Consider the following 16,335-nt stretch of genomic DNA (forward strand, 5'->3'; position numbering starts at 1 on the left):
CTCCGCCCCTCAAGGCACCAGCACGAGCTTGCCCACGGTGGAGCCGGACTCCAGCGCGCGGTGCGCGTCGGCCACGCGCTCAAACGGGAAGCGCGTGACGGCGAGCGGGGTGATGCGGCCCTCGTCCACCCACCCGAGCAACCGCCCCATGGCCTCCGCGAGCACGTCCTTCCGCTCGAAGAGGTAGGAGAGATTGAAGGCGAGCACGCTCGTGTTGTCGTTGGTGAGCTGGAGCGGGTCGAAGCGCGGCGTGCGCAGGAAGTCCACGGCGAGCTTCACCCAGTTCGGCCGTCCTCCCGCGCGCGGCAACATGGAGTGGAAGCCGTAGATGACGAGCTTGCCGGGCCGGGCGAGGTGCCGGTAGCTCTCGCGCAGCGTGGAGACTCCGTTGGCGTCGAGCACCACGTCATAGCCCCGGGGAGAGGCCTGCTCGGCGGCGCGCCAGAGGTCCTCGCGGCTCTTGTCGATGACGACCTCCGCGCCGAGCGCCCGCGCGGCCTCCACCTTGTGGCTGGAGCCCACCACGCCCACGGTGCGGCACCCCGCGATGCGCCCCAGTTGCAGCAGCGCCCCTCCTACCCCGCCCGCGGCCGAGTGCACGAGCAACGTGCTCCCCGGGCGCGGGTGGGCCAGCTCGAGGAGCGCGTAGTACGCCGTGAGGAAGACGGAGGGAAACCCGGCGGCCTGGGCCATGTCGAAGCGCGCGGGCACGGGGAACACCTGGTGCCGGGGCACGGCGACGTGGGTGGAATAACCCCCGAAGCGCGTGACGCCGAACACCCTGGCACCCGGAGCGAGGTCCGTGACGGAGGCGCCCACCGCGGACACGGTGCCGGCGAACTCGAAGCCGGGGGTGATGGGCCAGCCCACGTACTCCTTCGCCGAGGCGTACAGGCCCATGCGGATGACGCAGTCGGCGTAGTTGACGCCGATGGCCTCGGTGGTGACGACGACCTCCTCGGGAGCGGGAGTGGGGTCGGGCTGCGTCTCGAGCTTCAGCCGGTCGTAACCGCCGGCACGGGGGATGACCACCTTGCGCATGGCCCTGACATACCCCCTCTCCCGGGTGCGATGCCCATCAACCCTGAGCTCCCGGCCCTCCCTCGTCGTCGAACGGGAGCGCCAGGGATGAGGAGGCCTCGGCCTTCTGTGACTCGGTCTGTTGAGCCGGAGCGGCCACCTCCTCCGCGGTGATCACCGAAGGCTCGCTCGCGGCGGCCTCCGCACCACCCGGGCTCACGGCCTCGGGCGCCGACTCGGGAGCGAGGTGGGCGATGTCATCGAGGCTCGCGACGAACGCGTTCGCGTCGGGGTCCTCGAAGTCCGCCCCACCCTCCTCCAGGTTCGCGATGTCATCGAGGCTCGCGACGAACGCATCCGCGCCCGGATCGCTGTAGGCCTCCTCGGCGTCGTCGAGCCCGTCCAGCGCGTCGGCCTCCATCTGGAGCGCGGAGAGCTCCGCCTCCATCCAATTCTCCTCCACGCCCCCCGCCCCGGCCCCGCCCTCCACGGAGGCCGCCGCGGCCTGCTCCCGTGCGGCCCGCTCCGCCTCGGCCTGCTCCAGCGCGGCCCGTTCCGCCGCGGCGCGCTCCGCCCGGGACACCGACTCGTACACATTGGCCCGGGCCAGCTGCGCGAGCGAGACGGCCGGCTTGTCCCCACCGGCCCCGGCGCCCGGGAGCGCCTCCTTCCCGGCCGCGCCGCCCTTCAGATCCACGAGCTCATCCCGTGGGGCGGCCTCGTAACCATCGGTGAGCATCAGCTTCGAGCGCAGCTCCTCGACCTGCTGCTCCCGCTGCGCGCGCTCGGCCTCGAGGGCCTCCAGCTCGGCCTGGTGCCGGGCATTCAAGGCCTCCAGGGCCTGCTCCTCGGTCATCAGCTCCGTATCCTCGGTGCCGGCATGCTTCTCGACCGCATGGATGCGCCGCTGGGCCTCGATGAGGCTGGCGGTCTGGACGGAAGGGTGGAAGCCACCAATCCTTCGGATGCTCATGGAAGGCCCTCTCTGGACGCACGGCAGGTGCTTCGTCCTGGGATTGTCGCAGCAAGGCGGCCAGGGTTGCGAGCCCCCCCGAAAAACGTGGGAGAACGGGCCCGTCACACGCAGTAGCCTGCACCTCCACCCGCCAAACCCGTACCGCCGGAGTCCGAATGTCATCCGCGCCCAGCCACTACAAGCACAACCTGCGCGACCTGTCCTTCAACCTCTTCGAGTTCCTGGACATCGGCCGGGCCTCGCTGGGCAAGGCGCCCTTCGGGGACTTCGACGAGACGGCGGCGCGGCAGACGCTGGAGACGTTCGCCGAGGTCTGCCTCAAGGAGATGTCCCCGAGCTTCGCCGAATCCGAGCACAACCCGCCCCGGCTGGAGAACGGCACGGTGAAGCTGCCCCCGGGCATCCTGAAGGCGCTGGCGGCCTACCACGACTCGGGGATGAGCCAGCTGGAACTGCCGGTACACCTGGGGGGCATGGGGGCTCCGCCCTCGCTGGGGTGGGCCGCCTTCGAGCTGATTGCGGGCGCCAACCCGGCGGTGGCCTTCTACACACTGGGCGGCATCCTCGCGCGCGTCATCGACCGGCTGGGCACGGACTCCCAGAAGAAGCGCTACCTGCCGGCGATGATGGAGCGGCGCTGGGTGGGCACCATGGTGCTCACCGAGCCGGACGCGGGCAGCGACGTGGGCGCGGCGCGCACCAAGGCCCGCCACGTGGGCGGTGACGTCTGGGAAATCGAGGGCGTCAAACGCTTCATCACCAGCGCCGAGTCGGACCACACGGAGAACATCGTCCACATGGTGCTCGCGCGGCCCGAGGGCGCGGGCCCGGGCACCAAGGGCCTCTCGCTCTTCATCGTCCCCAAGCTCTGGGTGGAAGAGGGCGGGAAGCTGGGCGAGCGCAACGGCGTGGTGTGCACGAAGATTGAAGAGAAGATGGGGCTGAAGGGCTCGGTGACGTGCGAGCTGACCTTCGGCGATGGCAAGCCCGCGCGGGGCCTGCTGCTGGGCGAGGTACACGACGGCATCCGGCAGATGTTCCACATCATCGAGCAGGCGCGCATGGCGGTGGGCATCAAGTCCATGGCCACGCTGTCCACGGCGTACCTCAACGCGCTGGAGTTCGCGAAGGAGCGCAAGCAGGGCGCGGACCTGATGAACGCGCGTGACGCCAAGGCCCCGCGCGTCACCATCCTCCACCACCCGGACGTGCGGCGGATGCTGATGTCGCTCAAGGCGCACGCCGAGGGCATGCGGGCACTCGCCCTCTACACCGCCTTCATCCAGGACCAGGTGGAGCTCAAGGGCGGGCACCGCGCGCTGGAGGCCGCCGAGTACGACTCGCTCAATGACCTGCTGCTGCCGATGGTGAAGGGCTACTGCTCGGAGAAGGCGTACGAGCTGCTGGGCGTGGCGCTGCAGTGCTTCGGGGGCTCGGGGTACCTCAAGGACTACCCGTTGGAGCAGTACCTCCGGGACCAGAAGATCGACACGCTCTACGAGGGCACCACGCACATCCAGGCGTTGGATCTGCTGATGCGCAAGGTGGCGCGCGATGGAGGGGCCACGCTGCAAGGGCTGCTCGGGCAGGTGCGCGCGCTGGCGGAGTCGGACGCGGGCGGCAAGGAACTGGAGGCCGAGCGCGCGGCACTGGGCAAAGGACTCTCCGACGTGGAGACGATGCTGGGCACGCTGATGGGGAAGCTGGGCGAGTCCGTCTACCACGTGGGTCTTCAGGGCAACCGGGTGCTGCTGGCGCTGGCGGACCTGATCATCGGCTGGCTGCTGGTGCGGCACGCGGTGGTGGCGCTGGAGCGGGTGAAGGACAACCCGGGCGACAAGGCCTTCTACGCGGGCAAGCTGGCCAGCGCGCGCTGGTTCTGCCACGAGGTGCTGCCGGGACTGGCCCATGCCGCGCGCATGGTGGAGCAGAGCACGTTGGACTTGATGGAGGTGCCCGAAGAGTCCTTCTAAGCCCTCGGGGCGTCCTCCGGGCGCATCACACCGGCGGACCGGCCCTGGGGAGCTGCAAATGAAAGGTCGAGCCCTTCCCCACGGCGCTCTCCACCCAGAGGGTTCCGCCGTGGGCCAGGACGATCTGCCGAGCGATCCACAGCCCCAGGCCGAGCCCTCCGTAGTGCCTTTCCGGCACGGCCCGTTCAAACCGCTCGAAGATGCGGGTCAGGGCCTCGGGAGAGATGCCGATGCCCTGGTCACTCACCTCCAGCTTCGCCCGCTCCTCGTCACAATCCACCTTCACCTCGATGGGCTTGCCTTCGCCGAACTTGATGGCGTTGGACAGGAGGTTGAGGAGGACCTGCTCCAAGCGTGACGCGTCCCATCGCCCCACCGCGGGCCCGCGTGTCTCCAGGACGAGCTTCGAGCCCGACCGGGCGGCCCTCGCTTCATCCTGGGCCACCACCCTGCGCGCGAGATCCTCCAGGTCGACACGCTCCAGGTGCAACTCGGGCCCGCGGGTGGCGAGCCGCGAGACATCCAGGAGCTCATTGATGAGCGCGCCCAACCTCCTGGACTGCGTCTCGGCGAGGTTCAGTTGGGCGAGCGCCTTGCCACCATGGATGCTGACGAGTTCCTGGTGGCGGAGGCCGCGCAGACCCTGCTGGAGGGAGAGCTGGAGCGAGGTCAGCGGGGTCTTCAGCTCATGGGAGGCCACCGCGAGGAAGACATCCCGGGCCCGGATCGCCTCCTGGGCCTGCTGGTAGAGCCGGACCCGTTCCTCCTCGGCCCGCTTGTTCTCGGTGATGTCCTGGAACACGGAGATGAAACACTCGATGCCGCCGGCCGGGTTGCGCATCGCGACCGAGGAGAGATTGGCCCAGACGACGGCTCCATCCTTGCGGACGTACCGCTTCTCCCAGGTCCTGGCGGGCGCTCCGGGCTCCTCCAGCAGCCGCTTCTGGACCAGACTGGTGGCCAGATCCTCGGGGAAGGTGATGCGGTCCCAGGTCAGCTCCCGGAGCTCCTCGGCGGTGTAGCCCAGGATGGCGCACAGCTTCGGGTTGACCAGCGCGAACCGCCCGTCCCGCGCCACCTGCGCAATGCCGACACTGGCCTGCTCGAAGATGATCCGGAACCGCTCTTCGCTCTCGCGGAGCGAGTCCTCCGCGCGTTGCCGTTCCGCGAGCAGCCGGGCGAAAGAGCGCGCCAGACGGCCAATCTCATCCCCGCGCTCCAGGTCGATGGGAGCCTGCTTCCCCGCCAGGAGGGATTCGGCGTATTGCTGAAGCTCCAGCAGGGGCCGGATGAGCAACTGGGCGAGCCCTCCGACGCACAGCAACGCGAGGACGAGCTCGAGGCTCAAGAACAGGGATGGGAGGCTTATTCCCGAGGGATTCTGGCCGCCGTGCCGGGCGATCTCCATCGAGGACAGGGCAATCAGCGGAAGCAGCCCGACGAGCGATAGCCCGAGGAGCAACTTGAGCCGGATGGCCATGTTCTCCAGCCATCGCCGGAACACACTCCCCCAGGCGGCGGACGGGGGGCGTCCGCGAGGAGGGATGTCCGCGAGTGGGTGCGGCTCTTTCATAGCCAGTAGCCACGGACCAGCAGATCCGCATCCTCCCACAAGGGCGTGAGCACCCGGAGTGTCGGCACCCCCAAGAGGAGAGAGGAGAACGTGTTGGCCAGGGCCCAGACGCTCGCCAGCCGGGGGAAGTCCCGGAGGAAGTCCGCCTCTCCAGAGAGCACCAACGCCGTCACGCCCAACAGGGCGCCCATGGCGCTCGGCACGGCGGCCCCCCAGAGCGCATAGAAGGCCAGCCCCCTCCTCCCCGGGATGCGGGGCGACATATGGAAGTGGCGAAAGGCCAGTGCGGGAATGAGCCCCTGGACGAAGTTGGCGGGGATGAAGCCGAGGACGTGCACCGCGCCGCCCCCGGAGAGCAGGTTGACGAAGATGGGGAAGATGGCACCCGCCAACACCCCCCAACCGCCAAACCAGATGCCGCCGACGACCTGCACCATGATGCCGGGCCAGAACTGGCTGATTCCCGAGCCGATGGGCAGTGAGAAGGTGCCCAGGGTCCCCAAAAGGGTACCCGCCAGGAGCAGGCCCAGCATGATGACGAGGAACCTCGGTTTCATCACACCCGTACTAAATGGGGACCCCCCCGCGAGGATTCCAATCGACGTGCGTGAGGGAGCCTGCGGAGCGGCCCGATGAGCGAGCGGTCCACCGACTCCCAAGCGCGGGAAGTTTTGACAGGCTTAGACCTGAAAATGGTGTAAATCCTCCAAATCCCGATTCAGGGAATCAATCGAGAGGACACCATGCGTCCAGCGTTGCAACGGCTCTCACTTCCACTCCTCGCCCTCGCTGCGGTCATCGGGTGCGCTGGCGCGGAGGACGCCAGCCCCGGGTCCGTCCCGAGCAGCGAGACTTCGAGCTCACCGCTGGCCGCGGGCGTCTGTGCCGGAGTCACCTGCAGCGGTCACGGCGTCTGCAAGGACAGCTCCGGCAGTGCGGTGTGCGTCTGTGACGAGGGCTTCGAAGGACCGGGATGCGCCACGCGCGGCGCCAACTTCTATGCGCGCACGCTGCTCGTCCCGGGCATGGCGGACCCGGACATCTACAAGGAGAACGACGATCTGTTCTTCCTCTCAGGCACCGGAAACGGGGCGTCGGTGCCCATCTACGAGAGCAATGACCTCACGAGCTTCCGCTACAAGCTCGGCTACGATCCCTCCGCGGTCGATCCAACCTACGACTACTGCTGGCTCTGGGCGCCGGATCTCACCAAATCCAACGGGGTCTACACGCTCACCTTCTCGGCCCACCGCGTTCCCAATGGCGCGGCGTGCCCGCCCTCGGGTCAGGAGGTGACGACCTTCACGGCCTCGGCGCCCGACCTGAACCTCCGCTTCGGCGTGCCCCAGCCCATCAACCCGAACACGACCTATCCGCGCAGCACCACCGGCACGGCCTGTGTTCCGGAGGGGTGCAACCGGACCGTCCGCATCGACTCGGCCACCTACGAGGACACGACGGGCCGCTGGTTCTTCTACGTCTGGTTCGATCGGGGCAACAACATCTCCTCGTTCAACACGGCCGCCCCTGGCACCGTCTACAACCACGCGGGCCCGGCGCTCTACAGCCTCCCCAGCCGGGAGGAGGGCATCAACGAGGCTCCCGAGCTCTTCAAGCGCAACGGCCTCTACTACCTGCTCTTCAGCAGCGGCTGGTACAACAGCCAGTACGCCATGAACTACATCATGGCGGACTCCGTCCCCCAGCTCACCCGGGCACGCGCGGTGCGGCCGCTCTCCCAGGCGATGCGCAACGCCTCCGGGGCACTCATCCAGAGCCATGGCCACAACGTGGTGGTGGAGCGCCGCGGCGAGTACTTCAACATCTTCCACGTCGGGGCCTTCGAGCCCGCGGGCACCTTCACCTCGCGCAGCACCTACAAGCAGCGCATCGCCTTCAAGCCCGACGGCTCGATGAACTCGCTCAACCAGGTCAACATCCGCTGGACCCAGCTGGCGGGCTACAGCTACTCGCTCGACGTCGTCCTGCGCGATGGAACGGTGCTCGGGCCGTGCATGGCCGTTGGCCTCCTCGGGAGCGCGAACAAGACCATCTTCAACGGCGTGTGCCCCAGCGCGGGCAGCCGCATGGTGAACAAGGGAGACATCGCTGCCTTCCGCATCTACTACTCGAACAACAACACCTGGGGGCCCCACGTCGAGAAGGCCTACGACGGCGTCTCCGACGACGTCTTCCTGGAGCTCCCCGGTGGCACCACGCCCTTCGTGGACCTGAGCTGGAGCGAGGAGGAGACGGGCGCCCAGTACTCCATCGACATCCAGCGGCGTGACACAGGGGCCTGGATTGGCCCCTGCATCGGCGTCAACTCCGTCAATCGCAGCCTCGCGTGGACCTACAGCGGACGCTGCGACACGCCGGGCATCAATGTGCCCATCTCCAACATCAGCACCTTCCGCATCTGCACGGCGATGGGAGGGGACTGGGCCCACGCGCGCTGCGGCTCCACGCCCTACGATGGCAAGGGCATGGATGTGTCCATCGTGATTCCCTGAGCGGCACGCGCCTCACAAGAAGCGCCAGAGATGGTCGGCAGTGCCGCTGTCGCGGTACTGCACGACCCGGGCGCTGTTCGCGGTGGACATCTGGTCCACGCCGAGCACCTTGAGGCTGTTCTTGTTCTCGATGCGCACCCAGCCATCGGAGCCGTAGCGCAACCGCCAGAGGTGGTCGGCGGTGCCAGTGTCACCGAACTGGACGACCTGCGCGCTGTCCGCGGTGGACATGCCATCCACTCCGAGCACCTTGCCACTGTGGACATTGCGGATGCGGAACCACCCGGAGGCGTCGGGCAGGAACTGCCACAGATGGTCCTCGGTGCCGTTGTCCTCGTATTGCACCACGATGGCGCTGTCGGCCGTGGACATGCCGTCCACGCCGAGCACCTTGCCGCTGTTGCGGTTCTGGATGCGGACGGTCCCATCGGGAATCAGCCGCCAGAGGTGGTCGGCGGTGCCGGTGTCGCCGAACTGGACGACCTGCGCGCTGTCGGCGGTGGACATGCCGGCCACTCCGAGCACTTTGCCACTGTTGAGGTTCTGGATGCGCGCGGTGCCATCCCCGTTGTCGAGGAGCTTCCACAGGTGGTCCGCGGTGCCATTGTCCTCGTACTGCACCACGATGGCGCTGTCGGCGGTGGACATGCCATCCACCCCGAGCAACTTGCCGCTGTTCTGATTGACGATCTTGTAGTTCCCACTGCCGTCGGGGACGAGGCGCCAGCGGTGGTCGGCGGTGCCGTTGTCGGCGTACTGCACGACCCGAGCGCTATTCGCGGTGGACATCTGGTCCACGCCGAGCACCTTGCCACTGTTGAGGTTTTGGATCCGGAACCAGCCCGAGCGCGGCCCGTTGAGGCTCCAGTAGACCGTGTAGCGCTGGTGGTGGGTGTCGTAGAACGGCAGCAGGTCGACGGAGGCGCCATCGGCGGTGGCGGTGAAGCGCAGGGGCGTGCCGGTCGAGCTCACCGAGCCCGCCACGAGCGCCGGGGGACTGCTGCCCAGGTCCCGGGTGCCGTAGGCGCCGGCGAGCAGCACCGGGCCATAGAGGATCCCCGCCAGGAAGGCATCGTCCGGGGCGGACTCGAGCCGCACCGACATGGGCAACGTGAGCGTGACCGTGTCCCCGTTGCTCCAGGTGCGGTCAATGGTCGCGTAGGTGCCCGGCGAGGCGGCTACGTTCTGGGTGACACCATTCACCGCGATGCGGGCGTTCGACGTCCAGGAGGGGATGCGCAGCTTCAGCGCGATGTGCCCGGAGCCACCGATGGTGAGCGTGATGGTGTCGCTCACCGGGAACGAGGTCGTCTGCCCCACCGTGAGGCCCCGGCCGGTCCAGGTGAGGTCTGACGGGATGTAGAGGTTGACGTAGAGCGTCTCGCCGGACTGGAAGTAGATGGAGTCCGCGAGCTTGGTGTGGCTCTCCCATCCGGTGTTCACACAACACCAGAAGGTGTCGTAGTCGTTGCTGTATTCCTTGATGGCACCGGGACGCAGCGGAACGGAGTAGCAGACGAAACCGTGCTCGCTGTTCGGGTCCTGCTGACCGAGGATCTGGTTGTAGAGCGCGCGCTCGTAATAATCCATGTACTCGGCGCGCCCGGGGTCGAGGAAGAACAGCCCCCGGGTGAGCTTGAGCATGTTGTAGACGTTGCAGGTCTCGCACGTCTTGTCGGACAGCTGGCTGGCGATGGCTCGAGGCGTCTGGAAGAACTCGTAGTTGCTGTTGCCGCCGTTGACGTAGGTGTGGTCGTGGACGACGAAGTTCCAGAAGTTCTCGGTGATGGTGCGGTAGCGCTGCTCGCCGGTGGCGTAGTACTCGCGCAGCGCACCGTTGAGCTTGCCGAGCTGGGTATTGGCATGCAGCCCGGCGAGCCGGTCCTGGTTGGCGGCGAGCGGGTCGAAGACCACGGCATGCTCGAACCGCCGGGCCACGGTCATCCACCGGTTGTCATTGGTGACCTGGGACAGCAGGGCCAGGGCGTCGTTCATGCCGCCATATTCCGTCTGGAGCACCTGCTGCATCTGGGCATAGCTGAGCCGGGCGGTGCGCCAGTCAATCCACTCGGCCAGACGGAGCGCGACGGTGAGCGCCTGGGCATTGCCGGTGGCCACGTGGTGCTGCACGAGCCCTTGCAGGGTCTTGTGGATCACGTACCAGGGAACGCCCACGTAGCCCTGGCCGGCCTCCAGCTGGTCGAAGAAGCTCTCCGGGAAGGCGGAGAGGTACCCCGCGTGATACCCGGCGGCCGGGGCGGCGTCCTGGATCTTCGCCAGCTCACCAACGATGTAGTCGGCCTTTGTGCGGTACTGGGTATCGCCGGTCGCCAGCCAGGCCTGGTGGAGTCCGATGAGGAAATGGCCGATGGCCTGTCCACGGAAGGCACCATCCGGGCTCTCCCAGCCGCCCACCTGCTGGGCCGAGCCGGTGGAGAGCCCGACGTTGCGCCGCCAGGTCCAGAGCAGCCGGTCCGCGTCGAGGAACCGCAGGTAGCTCAGCATCCGGTTCTGGTTGTCCAGGAACCGGCCGGGGCGCAGGCGCACCTGGTTGAGCGGAAACGGCGAGACGGTGACGCCCGCATCCGGCCGGGTCGCCGCCTCGGCCGAGGCGAAGAACCGCGTGAAGGCGCCACTGGCGGCGATACCCGTGAGGGCACCGGCCGTGCGCAGGAAGCCGCGCCGGGACAGTCCGGCGCCGGCTCGGGGAGGGTGGACAGACGGGTGACGTGAGCGCATGGGCTATTCCCTGGCGGAGGAGGAAATGAAGACAGAATGCCGCTATTACTCGAATAGCAGCTTTTCCTCATCTGAGCCAGGGTTCACCCGGTGTTGCCAATCCAAGACAGTCAGCGCGGATGTCTCCGTGGGTCTTGGAAAGAAAGGCTCACGGTACGAATCTACCGCCGATGAACGGTGCCGCCCTTCATGACGAAGCGCACGCGGCGCAGCGAGGAGATGTCTCGAGTGGGGTCCCCCTCCACGGCCACGAGGTCCGCGAGCAGCCCCTCCTTCACCTGGCCGATGCGGTCCTCCATGTGGAGCATGCGGGCATTGACGGAGGTGGCGGCCTTCAGCGCCTGCACGGGCGTCATGCCGTAGGCGACCAGCATCTCCAGCTCGCGGGCATTGTCCCCGTGGGCGAAGACTCCCACGTCGCTGCCGTTGCAGATGGGGACGTTGGCGGCGAGGGCGGCGCGGAAGCTGGCGCGCTTCTGCTGGATGGCGGGAGGCTCGGGGTCGGTGCCCTTCTTCCAACCCCCGTACTGGTAGATGGCGTCCCCGGCAGCGAGCGTGGGGCATAGGAAGACACCGCGCTCGGCCATGAGCTTGAAGACCTCGGGGGTGCCATTGTCACCGTGCTCGATGGTCTCCGCGCCGGCGAGCACGGCGCGACGCATGCCCTCGGGGGTGCTGGTGTGGACCACGACGGGGCGGCCACCATCGCGAGCCGTCTGGACGATGAGCTTCATCTCCTCGAGGGAGAAGGTGGGGAGCGCCTCGCCCTTGGGCCCCCAGCGGTAATCGCCGTAGACCTTGATCCAATCCGCGCCCTTGCCCATCTGGCCGCGGACGACGCGGATGAGCGCATCGACACCATCGGCCTCCTCGGCGCCCTGGGGGACCTCCCACTCGGGGGCGAAACCCTTGGGGGCATAGGAGCCGGTGGCGACGATGGCGCGGGTGGTGGCGAGCACGCGCGGCCCGGGGATGATGCCCTGCTGGATGGCCTGCTTGAGCCCCACATCGGCGTCGGCGGCGCCCTCGGTGCCGAGATCTCTCACGGTGGTGAAGCCAGCGAGCAGCGTGTCACGGGCGTGGTTGGTGGCGCGGGCGACCCGGAGCGCGAGCGGCTCGCGGAGCACCTGATCATTCCAGGAGGTCTCGTTGTAGGGGTGGAGTAGCAGGTGCGAATGCCCCTCGATGAGACCGGGAAGGAGGGTGGTGTCGGGCAGGTCGATGACCTCGGCGTCGGCCGGGGCCTTCACCTGGGCGGCGGGCCCGGCGGCGGCGATGCGGTCTCCGCGGACGAGCACGACCCAGCCCTCCTGGAGCTTCGCGGAGACGCCATCGAAGACGCGGGCGGGGCGCAGGAGGAACGAGGTCGTGGGAGCCGGTGCAGGAGTCTGGGCGGATGCCATGGGAGGCACGGCACAGAGCAGCGCGACGAGAAGAGCGAGCAGGTGGCGCATGGTGGGCAGGGGGATGGAGGAGGCCAGCGACCTATCACAGGTCCGTCTCTCCCCTCTCCCTCCGGGCGAGCCCACGGGCTCACTCGTCCTCTTCGACCGCCGCCGCGTCCTGGCTGAAGGGAAGGGCACACACTTCGGAGCGCCGCGGTTCCTCGAGCGCCCTGTCACGCTCCAGGCGGGTGGACGCATCGGGGGATTCGGCGGCGGAGCGCCGCGAGTCATCCTCGGAGTGCCTGCGGAAACGCGAGGAGAGCTTCTGCCTGATGCTCATAGTGACCTCCTGCCGGAGAGAATGCGCACGTCCAGACGTCCGGAGGTGAACCGTGGGGACCCCTCCCGCGCGAAGCCACATGCGCTCCCATGCCCGGCCGCTTGGATGGTGCGTGCAAAGCGGCACGCTTTGGCGCAGAACCTCCTTCCAACACAGCGCGCCAGAGTGGCGCGAAGGACGGTCAGGCAGAAGATGCACGAGGTGACTGCGGGAGCATCCGGGCGGGTGGCGTCGTGGCTGGAGCTGTCGGCGGGAGCGCTCGCCGCGAACGTGGCCACGTTGCGCAAGCTGTCCACGGACACGGGGGGCCCCAAGGCCCTGGGCGCGGTGTTGAAGGGCAACGCGTACGGCCACGGCCTGACACAGATGTTGCCGCTGGTGCACCCGCTGGTGGACATCCTGTACTTCATCACGCCGGGGGACGCGCTTTCGGTGCGGGCGCTCGAGCAGTCGCGGGGCCTGGAGCGCAAGCAGGTGCTGGTCCTCGGTGCCGCGGACGCGGAGGAGGCGGTGGCGCTGGCGAGGGCGGGAGTGGACGTGGTGGTGGGGGACGGCTCGTGGAAGGACACGGTGGCGGAGCTGCGCCGCGCGAAGCTGGAGCATCCGCTGCGGGTGCACGTGCACGTGGACACGGGGCTGGGCCGCGAGGGCTTCACACCAGGGCAGATCGCCGGGGGTGAGCTGGACTTCCTGCGCGACGCGGCGGACGTGCTCCAGGTGGCGGGAGTGCTGAGCCACTTCGCCAACACCGAGGACGTGACGGAGCAGACGTATGCCGAGTCCCAGCTCGACATCTTCGAGGGTGGGGTGATGGCGTTGCGCGCGAGCGTGCCGGTGCACGAGCCCTTGCAGCGGCACATGGCGGCGAGCGCGGCGACACTGGTGTTGCCCAGGGCGAACTACGACGCGCAGCGGGTGGGAATCTCTCTGTATGGCCTGTGGCCGTCGACGGAGACGCGGCTGTCGACGCGGCTGGTGTTCGGCCGGGTGCCGGAGCTGAGGCCGGTGCTGTCCTGGCGAAGCCCGAGCCAGACGGTGAAGTGGCTGCCGGCGGGGAGCTACGTGGGCTACGGGTGCACGTACCGGTGCCCCGAAGCAACGCGCGTGGCGGTGCTGCCGGTGGGCTACTTCGATGGCTATCCGCGGTTGCTGTCGGGGAAGGCGCACGTGCTGGTGAACGGGCGGCGCTGCCCGGTGCTGGGGCGCGTGATGATGAACCACATCATCGTGGACGTAACGCGAGCCACCCACGACGAGCGCCCCCTGACGGCGACGCTGCTCGGCAGGGATGGCGACGAGCACCTGCACGCGGAGAACCTGGCGGACTGGGCGCAGACCATCCACTACGAGCTCACGGCCCGGCTGGGAGCCCACCTGCGCCGGGTCGTGGTCCCCTGAACGCCTAGCGGCTCAACTCGGGGCTGCACCCGAACGCGGACATGTCCTCGGTGACGGTGGAGCAAGACCACCCGGGGCCGCAGGCCTTGCCATCCATCGGGTCGCACTTGCGAAAGCAGGTGCTGATGGTCGGGCTCCCCATGCCGCATACCTCGCTGGCTGAACACGAATCCGCGAACATCGGGTTGCAGACCTTCGCGCACCAGAAGACGGCGCGGCCCCGGGACATGCGCATGTTGCAGCGCTCGCCCTCGGGGCACGGGGTGTCGCGGCAGTCCCCCTGGGAGTCCACGAGACATTGATACTGGTCCTCCCGGACACGTGAGCAGTGCTGCCCGTCGGGACAACCCCGCTGCTGACAGTCCGGGAAACACCCCGGGCCGTCGAGGTCCTCGGTACAGACGGTCCCCGCGGGACACCCCACGCTCCCATCGAGTGTGCACGCGGTGGAGCACACCTGGTTGACGCACCGAAGACCCTCGCGGCAGGAGCCCTCGGAGGAGATGGGAAGGGAGTCACAGGGCTCGCCCTCGCCGCGCACGCCATCGAGGAGACAGCGGCGGACGATGGTGCCAGTGGCTCCGGTAGTGACGGCACGACACTCGAAGCCGGGGAGACAGTGCGCGTCCTCTTCACACTCGGAGGCCATGCACTCGAAGCGGCGCGTGTCGCGGTTGGCCACACACCCCTGCCCGGCCGGACAGTCCCCATCGGTGCGGCAGCTTCCGCACTCGATTCCCTCGCCCGAACGGGTACAGCGCATCGCCGAGGCCGGGAGCCCATCCGGCGAGCGCTCCTGCGAGGGGAGGGATAATACGGTGACGGAAGGAGGCGCGGAGGACGCGGAGGGCGGCTCGGGGGCGGGCTCCTCGGAGCGGGAGCGGCGCTGCATCCACGCGGGGACGGCCACCACGAGACGAGACGCGGAAGAGGCCGCGAAGCTCGCATCCAACACCGAGGCCCCTTGAAGAAGGGCTCGGGGCCGGGGCCGGTCCTGGAAGGCCCGGGGTGACTCGGAAGGGGAGTCCCTGTTTCCTAAAGCGGGTGAGGCGGTGGCGAGCTGCCAGAGGAACACCGCCACCCCACCCAACGCGAACGCGAACGCGGCCCGCTTCGGACGTGTCCTGTCACGCCGCATGTGCTGCGCCTCTCATGTCATCCCCTCGTGACGATGGGTATCCCCATCCACGGTGCGATGAGCCCCTGGGGAGGCCCCTTCGCACCAGCATTCACGTCCAGACCCTCACCCGTCAGCAAGCATGGGCATCACAACACATGATGTAGCCCCCATCCCCGGCGCACCCGCAAGGCGAGCACGACCAGCACTCCTTGTTCATCGCATAGGCGGCTCCACCGACAAGAGCGATTGCAGAGCCGATGATCAACATCCAACGCCGCCAGTGGGTCTTCGTGTTCGTTTTCATGACGTCCTCCTCCGGGCACACGACTGCAACCAAGGCCGCTCACAACGCGACGCCCACCGGTGGTGCCAGGGAGGCTCCACTCCGCCCACGCAGCTCCAACTCGAACCGGGCCTGTCCGTCCCGGGGCAGGGCCCGGGTGACGATGACGAGCCACCCCCACCCACCGGGCGGGAGCGACACGGGCCCCATGCGGATGGCCAGCACCTCCACCTCCTGTCCTCCATCCGCTTGACGCACTCGGACGTCGCCGGGCTCCCAGGGCCGCAGCAGGTCCGGATTCCTCACGCGCACCACGAAGCCGGACAGCGCTCCGGCATGAAACAGGCGCCGCCCCATCTCGAGCCCCGTGCCCTCGTGCCAGGCCGTTGGCGCCACGTCCGGGGACACGGCCTCCGAGCGCGCGGCGAGCACCAGCATGGACTCCGCGAGCCGGCCCGCGTGGCCCTCGCCCCGGCGGAAGCGTGGGTGCTCGGGCCACTGCACGCTCCCGGCCCGCAGCTCCCGTACGCGCTCGCGCCACACCGCGGACACGAGCGCCGGCACCTCACCGGAGGACGGAGCCGGGCCGGGCCGGGAGACGCGCACCTGCACGTCCACCTCGGTGGCACTGGTGGCCAGCGCGAAGGGCACCTGCGTCCCATCCGCCAGCACGACATGCAGTGTCACCTGCTCGCTCTCGGAGAGTTCCTCGCGTGGGGTGACGACGAGGAAGCCATTGCCCAACAGCAGGGGCTCAAAGCGCCCGCGCTCGTCCTCCAAGCGCGTGCGTGCCGCGTCCACGGCGGTGTCGAAGCGGATCCGCGTCGCCGTCCTGGCGGCCACGCGTACCTCCTCGACCCGACCCGACACCGTGACAGCGCGCAACCTGGGCTTACGAAACCCCGGCCGCGCCTCCTCTCCCGCCGCGGAGACACGCATGGCCAGGAACAGCATGACGCAGAGAGTCATCTCTGCGATTCCTGACCTCATGCGTCACCCAACCTATGCAGCAAGG

Annotated in this window: 13 protein-coding genes; 4 read left to right on the forward strand and 9 right to left on the reverse strand. The window is 68.4% G+C overall.

The features are described 5' to 3' along the window. Window positions 1-9: 9 nt before the first annotated feature. Both DAT35_RS07175 and DAT35_RS07180 read right to left on the reverse strand, forming a co-directional pair. Entirely contained in the window at window positions 10-1,041 is a 1,032-nt protein-coding gene (locus tag DAT35_RS07175; protein ID WP_108066136.1) for a medium chain dehydrogenase/reductase family protein, read from the reverse strand. Between the two features lie 37 nt (window positions 1,042-1,078). Further along, entirely contained in the window at window positions 1,079-1,993 is a 915-nt protein-coding gene (locus DAT35_RS07180; protein WP_108066137.1) for a hypothetical protein, read from the reverse strand. A 158-nt stretch (window positions 1,994-2,151) separates the two neighbouring features. On the opposite strand from DAT35_RS07180, the gene DAT35_RS07185 reads away from it, so the two are divergent. Next, window positions 2,152-3,969, forward strand: coding sequence for an acyl-CoA dehydrogenase (locus DAT35_RS07185; protein WP_108066138.1), 1,818 nt, complete (start codon window positions 2,152-2,154; stop codon window positions 3,967-3,969). A gap of 25 nt (window positions 3,970-3,994) precedes the next feature. Here the strand turns inward: DAT35_RS07185 and DAT35_RS07190 are convergent, their stop codons facing one another. Both DAT35_RS07190 and DAT35_RS07195 read right to left on the reverse strand, forming a co-directional pair. Continuing rightward, window positions 3,995-5,449 (reverse strand): ATP-binding protein, encoded by a 1,455-nt coding sequence (locus DAT35_RS07190; RefSeq protein WP_158501586.1) that lies wholly within the window; start codon window positions 5,447-5,449, stop codon window positions 3,995-3,997. A gap of 89 nt (window positions 5,450-5,538) precedes the next feature. After that, on the reverse strand, window positions 5,539-6,099 hold the full coding sequence (locus tag DAT35_RS07195) for a hypothetical protein (RefSeq protein ID WP_108066140.1): 561 nt from the start codon (window positions 6,097-6,099) through the stop codon (window positions 5,539-5,541). A 186-nt stretch (window positions 6,100-6,285) separates the two neighbouring features. Here DAT35_RS07195 and DAT35_RS07200 point away from each other — a divergent pair, with 186 nt between their 5' ends. Further along, window positions 6,286-8,055 carry a family 43 glycosylhydrolase gene (locus DAT35_RS07200; protein WP_233261335.1) on the forward strand — a complete coding sequence of 590 codons (1,770 nt, stop codon included), beginning with the start codon at window positions 6,286-6,288 and terminating at the stop codon, window positions 8,053-8,055. A 12-nt stretch (window positions 8,056-8,067) separates the two neighbouring features. Here the strand turns inward: DAT35_RS07200 and DAT35_RS07205 are convergent, their stop codons facing one another. The 3 genes from DAT35_RS07205 to DAT35_RS07215 form a co-directional block, all read right to left on the reverse strand. Continuing rightward, complete coding sequence (locus DAT35_RS07205; RefSeq protein ID WP_108066141.1) at window positions 8,068-10,794, reverse strand: beta-L-arabinofuranosidase domain-containing protein; 2,727 nt, start codon at window positions 10,792-10,794, stop codon at window positions 8,068-8,070. Window positions 10,795-10,955: 161 nt separating this feature from the next. Further along, window positions 10,956-12,197 (reverse strand): amidohydrolase family protein, encoded by a 1,242-nt coding sequence (locus tag DAT35_RS07210; RefSeq protein ID WP_199242831.1) that lies wholly within the window; start codon window positions 12,195-12,197, stop codon window positions 10,956-10,958. Between the two features lie 130 nt (window positions 12,198-12,327). Beyond that, on the reverse strand, window positions 12,328-12,519 hold the full coding sequence (locus DAT35_RS07215) for a hypothetical protein (protein ID WP_108066143.1): 192 nt from the start codon (window positions 12,517-12,519) through the stop codon (window positions 12,328-12,330). Window positions 12,520-12,711: 192 nt separating this feature from the next. Here DAT35_RS07215 and alr point away from each other — a divergent pair, with 192 nt between their 5' ends. After that, window positions 12,712-13,917 (forward strand): alanine racemase, encoded by a 1,206-nt coding sequence (gene alr / locus DAT35_RS07220; RefSeq protein ID WP_108066144.1) that lies wholly within the window; start codon window positions 12,712-12,714, stop codon window positions 13,915-13,917. Window positions 13,918-13,921: 4 nt separating this feature from the next. Here alr and DAT35_RS57995 read toward each other — a convergent pair whose 3' ends face one another. After that, window positions 13,922-14,566 carry a hypothetical protein gene (locus DAT35_RS57995; protein ID WP_158501587.1) on the reverse strand — a complete coding sequence of 215 codons (645 nt, stop codon included), beginning with the start codon at window positions 14,564-14,566 and terminating at the stop codon, window positions 13,922-13,924. On the opposite strand from DAT35_RS57995, the gene DAT35_RS58000 reads away from it, so the two are divergent. Beyond that, the gene (locus tag DAT35_RS58000) at window positions 14,565-14,885 is read left to right on the forward strand and encodes a hypothetical protein (RefSeq protein ID WP_158501588.1); all 321 of its coding nucleotides are present in this window, start codon (window positions 14,565-14,567) and stop codon (window positions 14,883-14,885) included. The two genes, DAT35_RS57995 and DAT35_RS58000, sit on opposite strands and share 2 nt — an antisense overlap. Window positions 14,886-15,380: 495 nt before the next feature. Here DAT35_RS58000 and DAT35_RS07230 read toward each other — a convergent pair whose 3' ends face one another. Then, complete coding sequence (locus DAT35_RS07230; protein WP_158501589.1) at window positions 15,381-16,289, reverse strand: DUF2381 family protein; 909 nt, start codon at window positions 16,287-16,289, stop codon at window positions 15,381-15,383. Between the last annotated feature and the right edge of the window lie 46 nt (window positions 16,290-16,335).

The sequence above is a fragment of the Vitiosangium sp. GDMCC 1.1324 genome, from assembly GCF_003044305.1.
Lineage (GTDB): Bacteria > Myxococcota > Myxococcia > Myxococcales > Myxococcaceae > Archangium.